General features: G+C 32.0%; 9 protein-coding genes. 4 read left to right on the top strand and 5 right to left on the bottom strand.

The window, feature by feature from the left end; all coding sequences use genetic code 11:
* Positions 1–31: 31 nt before the first annotated feature.
* The 3 genes from B2S02_RS11205 (at position 32) to B2S02_RS11195 (ending at position 2654) form a co-directional block, all read left to right on the top strand.
* Positions 32–1150: an amidase domain-containing protein gene (locus tag B2S02_RS11205; RefSeq protein WP_346879099.1), complete on the top strand. Its 1119-nt coding sequence runs from the start codon at positions 32–34 to the stop codon at positions 1148–1150.
* Positions 1151–1220: 70 nt separating this feature from the next.
* Entirely contained in the window at positions 1221–2168 is a 948-nt protein-coding gene (locus B2S02_RS11200; protein ID WP_346879100.1) for a type I phosphomannose isomerase catalytic subunit, read from the top strand.
* Positions 2169–2333: 165 nt separating this feature from the next.
* Complete coding sequence (locus tag B2S02_RS11195) at positions 2334–2654, top strand: DUF1622 domain-containing protein (protein WP_346848769.1); 321 nt, start codon at positions 2334–2336, stop codon at positions 2652–2654.
* Between the two features lie 19 nt (positions 2655–2673).
* Here the strand turns inward: B2S02_RS11195 and B2S02_RS11190 are convergent, their stop codons facing one another.
* The 3 genes from B2S02_RS11190 to B2S02_RS11180 form a co-directional block, all read right to left on the bottom strand.
* A complete protein-coding gene (locus B2S02_RS11190) occupies positions 2674–4530 on the bottom strand; it encodes a S8 family peptidase (RefSeq protein ID WP_346879101.1) in 1857 nt (618 codons plus the stop codon).
* A 147-nt stretch (positions 4531–4677) separates the two neighbouring features.
* Positions 4678–6546 carry a S8 family peptidase gene (locus B2S02_RS11185; protein ID WP_346876325.1) on the bottom strand — a complete coding sequence of 623 codons (1869 nt, stop codon included), beginning with the start codon at positions 6544–6546 and terminating at the stop codon, positions 4678–4680.
* A gap of 3 nt (positions 6547–6549) precedes the next feature.
* Complete coding sequence (locus B2S02_RS11180) at positions 6550–8430, bottom strand: S8 family peptidase (protein ID WP_346848772.1); 1881 nt, start codon at positions 8428–8430, stop codon at positions 6550–6552.
* Between the two features lie 285 nt (positions 8431–8715).
* Between B2S02_RS11180 and B2S02_RS11175 the strand changes: the two genes are divergently transcribed.
* Positions 8716–9591 (top strand): tRNA 2-thiocytidine biosynthesis TtcA family protein, encoded by an 876-nt coding sequence (locus B2S02_RS11175; protein WP_346848773.1) that lies wholly within the window; start codon positions 8716–8718, stop codon positions 9589–9591.
* Between the two features lie 89 nt (positions 9592–9680).
* On the opposite strand, the gene B2S02_RS11170 is transcribed toward B2S02_RS11175, so the two are convergent.
* Together B2S02_RS11170 and B2S02_RS11165 are read right to left on the bottom strand one after the other, a co-directional pair.
* The gene (locus B2S02_RS11170) at positions 9681–11663 is read right to left on the bottom strand and encodes a sodium-translocating pyrophosphatase (RefSeq protein ID WP_346848774.1); all 1983 of its coding nucleotides are present in this window, start codon (positions 11661–11663) and stop codon (positions 9681–9683) included.
* 537 nt (positions 11664–12200) lie between these two features.
* Complete coding sequence (locus tag B2S02_RS11165) at positions 12201–12965, bottom strand: SagB/ThcOx family dehydrogenase (RefSeq protein ID WP_346876328.1); 765 nt, start codon at positions 12963–12965, stop codon at positions 12201–12203.
* Positions 12966–13151: the final 186 nt, after the last annotated feature.

Below are 13151 nucleotides of genomic sequence, written 5' to 3'. Positions count from 1 at the left end.
TAACTAAAGAGCTAAAATGAGGAGGACCTTTATGAACATTATAAGATCCATAAAAAAGATACTTACATGGAAGTTGATATTTGGAATATTACTAGCTATTATTATTGCAAATATTTTTTTTTCTAGAGCTAATGCTGAAGATGTAGATGAAGAAGTAAAACTAGAAATTAAGAACTTCATTGAAGAAACTATTGCAAAGCGTAATAGAGCCATCGTAACTGGAGAAGAAGAAAGCATTAAGTCCGTTTATGATATGGGAACTAAGTATGGTACATGGGCCTATGAAAATGAAGAGAAAAAGATGATTTATCTTCACAATTGGGAACAGAAACAAGGGGTTAAAATTACAGAAATACTTCCTAAGGTAGTTGTAAATCGTATAAGTGAAAAGGATAATGGATTCAAAGTTAACTTTACATGTTCTACAGAATATAGGTATGTTTATGAAGATAGACTAGAAGAGGTTAATGCAGCTAGGATAGGGACTTATCATGTACTTACTTTAATAAATAAAGGGGACAATTTCTTAATAAATAAGGAGTGGTATACAGATCCCTTTGCAGATTCTTTAAATTTAGAAAAAATAAAAGTAGATGATGTAAAAGAATTTATTTTAGCTCAAGAACCTAAAGATTTCTCAAATTTAGATGAAAGAAGGAAAGCATCTGTAGAATATGCTAATAAATATTGTGGAGCAGCTACTGAAGAAGAATTTGGTTATAAATACAATAAAGATTATAGAAATTTTAATCCTGAAGGTGGAGATTGTGCTAACTTTGCTTCACAGATATTGCATGAGGGTGGTAAATTTAAGAAAAATTCATCATGGAATTATTCTAAAGGAGAAGCTACAGCATCTTGGGTAAATGCGGATAAATTTAAGAGTTATTGGGTATATAGTGGAAGAGCTTCAGTAATAGCTCATGGAACCTATGATAAGGTATATAAAGCTTCCTATCAACTTATGCCAGGAGATTTTGTTGCTTATGAGAAAAAAGGTGATATTAAACATATATCTACTGTAACCAATGCAGATTCTAGAGGTTATGCTTTAGTTACTTGTCATAATACTGATAGAAATGATGTGCCTTGGGATTTGGGTTGGAGTGATAAAAATATTAAATTTTGGCTTATAAGAGTTCATTATTAAAAATATTTAATTAACCTTATTAGGATACATAGCATACCTTAAAATATAAACATTTATATTAGAGGGCAATATGTATCCTATTAAATTTGAAAATTTATATTATGAAAAAATTTGGGGAGGAAGAAAGCTAGAAGATTATAGAATAAATCTTCCTAAAGGAAACATAGGAGAAAGCTGGGAAATTGCCTGTCATAAAAATGGAATGAGTATTATTAGTAATGGAAAATATAAAGGAAAAGCACTTATTGAGATAATTAAGGAATATAAAAACTTAATTTTAGGAGATAAGATATATATAGATAAATTTACAGATAGGGATTTTCCACTACTTATAAAGATTATAAATTCTAATGAGAATCTATCTGTGCAGGTACATCCCAATGATGAGTATGCTCATAGAGTAGAAAATGATAATGGTAAGGTTGAGGCTTGGTATATTATAGATTGTGAAGAGGGCGCAGAAATAATTGTTGGTACAACAGGATGTACAAAGGAAGAATTCAAAAGAAGTTGTAAGAATGATACTGTGGAAGATTGCATGAATAAAATATCAGTTAAGCCTGGAGAATTATTTATAATAGAACCTGGATTACTTCATTCCATAGGAAAAGGCATATTACTAGCAGAAATACAACAAAATAGTGATATTACCTATAGAGTTTATGATTATAACCGAGGAAGAAAACTTCATATTGACAAAGCGTTGGATGTAGTTAATTTTAATGGTACACCTAAGAGGCTATGTATAAACAATGATTTAGTAATACAAAATCATATGAATTCAGAAAAATTTAATATAGATATATACAATATAAAAGGAAGCTATAGTGAAACTAGTGATAAAAACAAGTTTTTTGTATTTACCTGTGTAGAAGGTAAAGGTAAAATTAGCTTTGTTGATGAAGGACTTAGAAAATTTATTGACATATCTATTTTGGAAAGTTTTCTAATACCAGCATATTTAGGTGAATATGTTTTAATAGGTGATATGAAGTTAATAAAAAGCCATATATTTTAAAATAAAAATAGCTCTAGACCTATATAGAGAAATCTATATGAGTCTAGGGCTAAAATTTTCAAGTTAATAGCAAACAGTTACATAACTAGTTATTAATAAATGGACAAGTCACTATAAATATAATAATATACAAGTAATAGTAAATTCATAAGGGGGTTTTTAACATTGGAACATATTATTACGGCCATAATAATACCTAGAGTTATTTCATTGTTAGAATTAATGGGAACTACAGTAATTCTAGTAGCTGGAATGAAGGCATTTTATAGATATATTCTAAGCTTATTTAAACCAATTAATTGTTCTATAAAGGTAGATTTTGCACAAGCATTAGCACTTGCACTTGAGTTTAAATTGGCTGCAGAGATTTTAAAAACTGTAATAGTAAGAAATTTTGATGAGATGTACATATTAGCTGCAATAATATTACTTAGAGCTATACTAACCTTTGTTATTCACTGGGAAATAAAAAGTGATGGACACTAATTATTTTATTAATTTGAGCCTACTCATTATACTTTAATCTACTCAATAGACTTACTGGTAGAAAAGTTTCTACATTATCATCAAAGTATCTTGAAGGACTAACAGGCCTAGGTTCTATAACTATAGGGGATGCCATTTGATCTTGTTGAGCGTAAATACCCCTAATAGCATCAAACACTCCAACCATATCAAGAATACCATAACCCCAAAATTCATTAGGATAGGCCTCATTAGGTCTTTTTCTAGTTCCTCTAATTAAAAAAGTTTTTATACTTTCAGAAGACAATACAGGAATATTTCCATCAGTTATACCCCATTGATAAAATAGGGTTATAGCACCAGCTAATACGGCTGTGGCTGCACTGGAACCTGAAATAGTTGTGATGGTATTGTTTAATCCTGTAGTTAATACATTTATACCACCGCAGGTTAAATCAGGTTTGATTTTATTATTTGATGTGAATCCAACTCCAGAATTTGAGCCTAGAGTATTGGTATTTTGATTATAAAATGCAGTAGTAATAGCTAGATTACTAGTAGAAGGTATGGTAAGGGTTGTAAAATTATTAGGATTTAGTAGTGCTGTACCAGGCTTAGATAAAGGCCTTTGATCAATCCAAACGTTATAAGAACCGTTTACTATATAATCACCGAACAAATTTATAGTCCATATACCAGCGGCAATATTAGAAAATGACAAGAAGATTAGCTGATTGCCAGATATAATTTCAGGGAAATAGTAAACTAATCTAGTAGTGGTATTTTCATATAAAAAATTAAGGGTTGTAGTTAGACCAATTTTCACAGGAACCCTAGAAATTACTTGACCACTAGGAGAAGTTATCCCTAAAGATATTTTATCTGGATAGGCACACCATAGGGCTATATTTAAATCATTTTGATTTGGGTCTACAGAAAATTCAACAGATGAAGTTTCACCAGTATTATTAATGTAACCAGAGGTGTGAGTTTCAGAGTTGCCCTGGTTACCAGTGCCTATGGCAAAGGAGACGGTAGAAGAAAAAGAGTAGTAGTCAATGAGCTCTTCAAGAGCACTAGTGCCATCATGAGCTCCTAGATTACTACTAAGTGGTAAAAATATTACCATGGGTTTTTGGTATATATAACGTTGTTGTAAGAGATAAAGCATAGCTGTAGCCATATCAGTATTACGATAAATTGGAATGCCAGGTAGTGACGGATCTGTTATATCTGTTAACTCTCTTATAGACCTTAGCTTAACTACTATAAAATCACAGTTAGGTGCTGCACCTTTAATTTCACCGTAACCTCTAGCTCCAATTATACCTGCACACTGAGTTCCATGCCCATTAGTGTCTATCCTTGGAACTATGGAATAGGGATCACCACCCTCCCTATTTAAGTTAATAGCTGCATTTATTTGTTCTTGTGAATATACGCTACCATAATTAATTCCAGGTGGGGCAGTTCCATTATTGTCAGTTTGATCCCAAATGGATAATATTCTAGAGGTACCGTCTTCTCTAGTAAACTCTACATTTAAATAATCTATACCTGTATCTATGGTACCTACAATTACCCCAGTGCCAGTTAAATCTATAGGATTACCTTCAGTAAATTGGGTTATATTAGAGGTTTGTAAAGGCGATAATTGTGTAAGTATATAGTCGTTGGGAGGTTCAATTATATTAATAGTAGGTATAGTTATAAGTAAATCTTCATATCCAGGAGCTATAAATACAGCTGCCATATATGGAGTTAGTATTACAACGCTGATTTGAGGAATAGAAGCAGTAGCACTAATTATATCTCCACTATAGTAAACTATATATCTGCTATATTGTAATGGAATATCTACTTGTGGAGTTGTTTCCCTTAAATCCTTAAGATTCATAAATTACACATCCTCCTTATATAACTCATCTATTCTTCTATATGATTGATTAGGAACTATTATTGAGAAATTAATAAGAAATAACATTACATCTCCTAAAAATGTTTATCTATCTATATTAATCTAAACAATATAAAGTAGTTACAATTAAAATAAAAACTCCTTGGTATAGTTTAGTCTTCTAAATAAATCGTAAGGCAAATATGTTTCTATATTATCATAACAGTATCTTGAAAGACTAACAGGCCTAGGTTCTATAACTATAGGGGGGGCAAGTTGATCCTGTTGAGCATAAATCCCCCTAATAGCATCAAAGACTCCTCGCATATCGAGAATACCATAACCCCAAAATTCATTGGGATATGCTTCATTAGGTCTTTTTCTAGTTCCCCTAATTAAAAAAGTTTTTATACTTTCAGAAGACAATATAGGAATATTTCCATCAGTTACAGCCCATTGGTAAAATAGGGTTATAGCACCAGCTAATACTGCTGTGGCTGCACTGGAACCTGAAATAGTTGTGATAGTATTGTTTAAGCCTGTAGTTGATACGTTTATTCCACCACAGGTTAAATCAGGTTTTATTTTATTGTTTGCGGTGAATCCAACTCCAGAATTTGAACCTATAGTATTGGTATTTTGATTATAAAATGCAGTAGTAATAGCTAGATTACTCGTAGAAGGTATGGTAAGGGTTGTAAAATTATCAGGATTTAGTAGTGCTGTACCAGGCTTGGATAAAGGCCTTTGATCAAGCCAAACGTTAAAAGATCCATTTACTATATAATCACCGAACAGATTTATAGTCCATATACCAGCGGCAATATTAGAAAATGACAAGAAGATTAGCTGATTTCCAGATATAATTTCAGGGAAATAGTAAATTAATCTAGTAGTGGTATTTTCATATAAAAAATTAAGAGTTGTAGTTAGACCAATTTTTACAGGAACTCTAGAAATTACTTGCCCACTAGGAGATGTTAGCCCCAAAGATATTTTATCTGGATACGTGCACCATATAGATATATTTAAATCGTTTTGATTTGGGTCTACAGAAAATTCAACAGATGAAGTTTCACCAGTGTTATTAATGTAACCAGAGGCGTGAGTTTCTGAATTGCCCTGGTTACCAGTGCCTACGGCAAAGGAGACATTAGAGGAAAAAGAGTAGTAGTCAATGAGCTCTTCAAGAGTACTGGTACCATTGTGAGCACCTTGATTACTACTTATAGGTAAAAATATTACCATGGGTTTTTGGTATATATAACGTTGCTGTAAGAGATAAAGCATAGCTGTAGATATATCAGGACTACGATAAATTGGAATGGTAGGTAGTGACGGGTCTATTGAAGTTGTTAACTCTCTTGTCGGTAGTAGTTTAACTACTATAAAATCACAATTAGGTGCTGCGCCCTTAATTTCACCATAACCTCTAGCTCCAATTATACCTGCACATTGAGTTCCATGTCCATTAGTGTCTATCATTGGAACTATGGAATAAGGATTACCACCCTCCATATTTAATTTAATAGCTGCATTTATCTGTTCTTGTGAATATACACTGCCATAATTAATTCCAGATGGTGCCGTTCCAGTATTATCTGTTTGATCCCAAATAGATAATATTCTAGAGGTACCGTCTTCTCTAGTAAATTCTACATTTAAATAATCGATGCCCGTATCTATGGTACCCACAATTACATCAGTTCCAGTTAAATCTATTGGGTTGCCTTCGGTGAATTGAATTATGTTAGAAGTTTCCAAGGGTGATAGTTGTGTAAGTATATAGTAATTGAAAGGTTCAATTATATTAATATTAGGTATAGTTATAAGTAAATTTTCATATCCAGGCTCTACAAATATAGCTGCTATATATGGAGTTAGTACTACAACGTTGATTTGAGGAATGGAAGAAGTAGCACTAGTTATATCTCCACTATAGTAAACTGTAAATCTACTGTATTGTAATGGAATATCTACTTGTGGGGCTGTTTCTCTTAAATTCTTAATATCCATAAATTACACATCCTCCTTATATAGCTCATCTATTTTTCTATATAATTGTTTGGAAATTCTTATAGAAAAGTTAAATGGAAGGTGATTTTCTCCTGGGGTAATGAATTTATTAGAATTTCTAACCAGGGAAGATGATCTAAGATTTTCAAAGGAGCCCTGAAGATTTAACATTCCATATCCCCATTGAGGATTAGGATATATATCACCTGATCTTTTGCTAGTACCTCTGGTGAAATAAGAAATAACAGTAGGTCCATATATATTAGGGTCATTTCCAAGGACAATTCCCCACTCTAGCAGAAGAAGAGTAGCACCACAGAGTACTGCACCAGCTACTGAACCTCCTGTAAGTAAAATGGTTTCATTATTAAGTCCAGTGGTTAAGGCCATAACACCACCAGTAGTTAAATTAGGCTTAATTCTATTGTCAGCAGTAAATCCTCTACCAGATTCTACAGCTATGGTGTTATTATTTTGATCGTAGAAGGATGTTGTTATAGATTTTCTTGCGTTGGCTGGGGCTTGCAATGTAGTATAAGGGCTAGGATTAATTACCCTGGTAGTTAACTGTATAAGAGGTCTTTGAGGTAGCCACATATTGTAGACACCATTAACTATATAGTCTCCCTTAAGCCGTAGTTGCCAAAGTCCATCTTTAGGATTCGTTATAGTTATATATACAGATTCATTTCCACTAGCAAATTCAGCACTTGTAAAGGCTATATTAATTACACTGCTTTCAAGGATTAGGTTAACTTGTTCAAACTCTGTACCTACTAGTTCAGGTTGTACTGGTTCGGCGATTTCTCCACTAGGAGAAATTATAGCTATAGATATTTTATCTGGCCTTTGAATCCAGAGCATAAGAACTAAGTTATCCTCATTTAAGCCTACAATAAACTCTATAATCTCTAGAGAGTTGCTTTTTAAAAACCTACCAGAGACGTGAGTTAAACTAGCACCTTGATTTCCAGTATTAGTTACGAACACGAGACCCTTTCTAGTTGAAAAAAAATCGATGTCCTGCTCTATGGAAGTTAAACCTTCATGACCACCCCAATTTGTTCCAGTAGATAATAAAATACTCATAGGTTTTAATAAGTTTACATCATTATAATTTATAGTAAATCTTGTGGCAAGATAAATATCGATACCTTCAAAAATTGGAGTACTTCTTCTATTATTAACTCCTACCAACTTAAGATTGCTAGTTTTAGCTTCTTTAAGCTTTATAATTAGAAATTCACAGTCAGGAGCCCCACCTATTACGCCATTCAATCCTCTTGCCCCAACTAAACCAGCCATATTTGTGCCATGACCTAACTCATCTCTTGAAGGAACTATGTCATATGGATTTCCACCTTGAATAGATGTCTGAATAGCTCTATTGATATCTTCACGACTATAAATAGTGCCAAAAAAGGCTATAGGGTCATTATTAGCTACATTACTTTCAATGGTTTGATCCCATATTGCCACAATTCTTGTAGTACCATCAGGATATTGAAATTGAGGGTTTAAATAATCTATTCCAGTATCTATAATTGTAGCTATTGTACCTTTTCCTGTAAGATTTAAAAATGTTTCTCCATGAAATTGTGTTATATTAGCAGCATCTATTGGTTGTACAGCTGATAAAGTATAAGGAAAACTAACATCTATGGTGAATTTATCCTTAAAGTTGCGGATAAAATCATCATAATTAATAGTTCTTACAGACACAATATAGTCTATATCAGATACTCTAAAAGCACAGGCGTATTCTATGTCATTAAGTTCACTAACAAGATCTCTATCATATTGAACAAATAGACTTATATAATCTTCACTAAGGTAGGCGTCTTTACATGGGTTAGCCTGCCTATACATATTTATGTTACCCATTAATAAACTTACAGCTCCTAAAAATTGTTTATCTATTTATAGTATTCTATAGTATTAAAAGTAGTTACAAGTTTAATATTTAAAAAAATGTATTTATAAAATGAAAATTTAAGCTGACTAATATTTGTATTATACCTAGACATAGGTATTTAATTTAATTGAAGTACCAAGACAAAAATTTATAAAGGTGCTATAATATCAAAGTAAGTTTATAGTGTAAAAGTATAAACTTAATATTAGAAATATGTAAAGTACATATATTAAAAAATATACGAGGTGAAATAAATGAGTGGTGTAGCAGGAGAAGGTTGTGAAATATTAGTCCCTTTTAATGAAAGAAAGCCATTAGAAGAAATAGAAAGAAGTTTAATTAAAAAATATAGAAAATCAGTATGGTCTAAATTTATTAAGGCTATTAGAGAATACAAATTAGTAGAAGAAGGAGATAAGATAGCTGTTGGAATATCTGGAGGTAAGGATAGTATAATAATGGCTAAGTTATTTCAAGAGTTAAAACGTCATGGGCAAGTAAATTTTGAATTAGAATTTATTGCTATGGACCCAGGATATCATCCACAGATTAAAGAGCTTTTATTGGATAATTGTAATTATTTAAATATACCAATACATACCTTTGATTCAAAAATATTTGACATTATAGATGAGATAGCAAAGGATTATCCTTGTTATATGTGTGCTAGGATGAGAAGGGGTGCATTATATTCTGAAGCTGAAAGGCTTGGATGCAATAAGCTAGCATTAGGACATCACTTTAATGATGTTATTGAAACTACAATGCTTAATGTGCTTTATGGAGGAACTTTTAAAACTATGCTTCCCAAACTTAAAGCAACCAACTTTAAAGGATTAGAGCTTATACGTCCTCTTTATTATGTTGAGGAAAGTTATATAGAAAACTTTATACAAAGCAGTGGTATATGGCCTCTTAACTGTGCATGCATGGTCGCAGCAAAGAAGATTGGTAACAAGAGACATGAAATAAAGGATATGATAAAAGAAATGAAAAAGAATTTTAAAGATGTTGATAAATCTATATTTAAGGCTGCTGAAAATGTAAATATGGATGCAATTTTAGGTTGGCAAAAGGATGGACAAAAACATTCTTTCTTAGAAGAATATGATGGAGAATTTTTAGATTAGAAATCAAGATATTTAATTGAAAAAACCTCTTATTCTAGAATTATAATTCTAGAATAAGAGGTTTAATATTTTAACTTATAATTAGATTTCTATAAAAGTCCACCTATTGAAACAAATAGTGAAGCAAAAACTAAAGAAACAATTGTCATAAGTTTTATTAATATGTTGATTGATGGACCTGATGTATCCTTGAATGGATCTCCAACAGTATCTCCAACAACAGCAGCTTTATGAGCATCGCTGCCTTTACCACCGTGAGTACCTTCTTCAATGTATTTCTTAGCGTTATCCCATGCACCACCAGAGTTAGACATGAAGATAGCAAGCATAACTCCAGAAACAAGAGATCCTACTAAAAGTCCACCTAAAGCTTCAGTACCAAGTAATATACCAATTACTAATGGTGAAGCTACAGCCATAACTCCAGGAAGCATCATTTCTTTTAATGCTGCAGCTGTTGAAATTTCAACGCATCTTTTATAGTCAGGTTTTCCTGTACCTTCTAAAATACCAGGAATAGTTTTAAATTGATTACGAACTTCAACAATCATTTTATTAGCTGTTTTACCAACTGATTCCATTGTAAATGCTGAGAATAAGAATGGAAGCATACCTCCAACTAATAATCCAACAATTACTTTAGGATTTAAACAATCGATAGTAGTTAATCCAACAGCTTGAGAGTAAGAAGCGAATAATGCTAATGCAGTAAGAGCTGCAGAACCAATAGCAAAGCCTTTACCCATAGCAGCTGTAGTGTTACCTACAGAGTCTAATTTATCTGTAATCTTACGAACTGATGAATCAAGTCCTGACATTTCTGCAATACCACCAGCATTGTCAGCAATTGGACCATAAGCATCAACTGCTACAGTAATACCAGTAGTTGATAACATTCCAACAGCTGCAAGAGCAATACCGTATAATCCAGAGAATGAATAAGCAACTAGTATAGCAATAGCAATTAATATTATAGGTAGAGCTGTAGATTCCATTCCAACAGCAAGTCCAGATATTATTGTTGTTGCAGAACCAGTTTCAGATTGTTCAGCAATTTTCTTAACTGATCTATAATCACTTGAAGTGTATACTTCTGTTAACTTACCAATTAATAAACCAACTATAATTCCAGAAATTATTGCGAAGAATGGTAAGAAATCTCCAAAGAATTTTTTACTAAGTACAGCAGAAGATATAACAACTAATATACTAGCTAAGTAAGTTCCACTATTTAAAGCTTTATGTGGATTTTGGCTTTTGCTATTATTTACAAGCACAATACCTATTATAGAACAGAAAATTCCTGCTGCAGATATTATAAGTGGGAAAATAGCTCCCTTTAATCCAAAAGCAACTACACCTAGTGTAATAGCAGATATGATAGAACCAACGTATGATTCAAATAAGTCTGCACCCATACCAGCAACATCACCAACGTTATCACCAACGTTATCAGCGATTACTGCTGGGTTACGTGGATCATCTTCAGGTATACCAGCTTCAACCTTACCAACAAGGTCAGCTCCAACGTCAGCAGCCTTAGTATATATTCCACCACCAACACGTCCAAAAAGAGCTAGAGTAGAAGCTCCTAAACTAAATCCAGTAAGTACTTCTATATTATTTGTAAAAAAGTAAACTACACTTACTCCTAGTAGTCCAAGACCTACAACACACAGACCCATAACAGCTCCACCAGAGAATGCAATTGAAAGTGCTTTACTCATACCAGATGTTCTAGCACCTTCAGCAGTTCTTACATTGGCTTTAGTAGCTGTATGCATACCAACATAACCTGCTAGAGTTGAGAATAATGCTCCAACTAAGAAGCAAACAGCTGTAACCCAGCTACCTATTCCTACACCAATTAATACAAAAATAATAGCACAGAAAATGATTAATACTTTGTACTCTGCCTTTAAGAAAGCAGTAGCACCTTCACTGATAGCTGAAGCGATTTCTTTCATTCTATCTGTACCTTCACTACTTTTATTAATTTTTGATAGTAGTAAAAAGGCAGAGATTAAAGCAAGCAATCCAGCAACTATACAAACATAGATAAGATTGTTCATAATAAAGTCCCCCTATATATTCTTATTTAATTTTATTTAACAATTGAAGTGAAGGGTTTAACCTATACCTCAATTGGATTTGTCCTATGTATTAACCTTGTATATGATACAAAAAATATTATGATATATCAAGCAGAAAAATTAGCCATTTTAAATTAAAATGGGTAATTAATATATAAATTCATGTGAATAATGATCCTAGAGAGATAAGCTGAATTAATTAATATTTCATAATAAATATGTATTTAAATACAGTTTAAATCTTATTAGTACTAATAAATGTTATCATCATAATAATTTTATGTCAAATATAAGTTGAATTTTATTTAAATATCTTTGAATATATTAAAAGAAAATATAGAATTATTTCAATATACTAAATTGTGATACATTTTATATGTAGAAAGAAAGTATTAATGCCACCTTATAAATGTCAATTATGATTAATAATTATGGTTGATTTATATAAAAAGGACACCTTAAATTTTACTTAAGCTATCCTTTAGACTTTGTTAAATATGGTATACTATTTTTGAACTATTTACTTACTTTACCAACGGGAGCTACATAAACTACAAACTCATTTTCGCCATCTAATCCAAGAAATTTATCTATAAGCTTTTGGTCATAGGCTCCTACAGCACAGGTACCACAATCTATGGCTTGGCAAGCAAGATAAAGGTTTTGACATACATGACCTGCATCAAGTAGCATAACTTTATGGGCAGCATCTAGATATCTCCATTCGCCTCTATAGGGAATACAACTCCATATAAAGGTTACGGCACTATCGCCAACAAAGGTTTGTTCACAAGCTATATCAGAAAGTTGAGATGATAAAGTAGAATCTTCTAATATAAGAAGTAATTTATGGTGTAAGGGAAGGTATCTGTATAAGCCCTTCTTAATGCCCTTAATGTGATTTATTACTAAGTATGTCTCAAAGGGATGACGAGCACCACCAGAAGGTACGGTTCTAAGGGTTGCATAGTTATTAGCAGTAACTTTTTTTACACCTTGTGTACACCAAAGAAGAAAGGATAGCTCCTCTAAGCTTAGATTATCATCAGTAAATTTACGATGACTTTCCCTTTGATTTATAATGTCTAGGATATTAGATCTAACTAAAATTTTATCTGTTACCTCAGGCAAGTCTATAGTTTTATCATTTTCATCATATGGTTTTTGTAAAGGTGGTTGAGGTAATTTTTTTTGTTGATCAGATAACTCATATTCCCCTTCATCTTCTTCTGTTGAAAAGCTAGATTTCATAAAGTTTCGAAATTTCTCTAAATTCTCCATTTAATACAACTCCTTAAAAGTAAAATGTTCATAAACGAGCTTAGTTAACATTTATTCTTGATTCTAAGTTATTACTTAGAAAATTATAATATAAGAATAACCTTTATCCTATTATTTCATAATAACCTACAATTTTAAATAGATAATTTGTAAAATATGTGATTTAATAGTTAATAGGATATATGA

It is taken from the genome of Clostridium sp. UBA7339 (assembly GCF_002470865.1).
Taxonomy (GTDB): Bacteria; Bacillota; Clostridia; order Clostridiales; family Clostridiaceae; genus Clostridium_J; species Clostridium_J sulfidigenes.
Note: the sequence above shows the minus strand (reverse complement) of the source record. Positions and strands in the feature narration are given on the sequence as shown.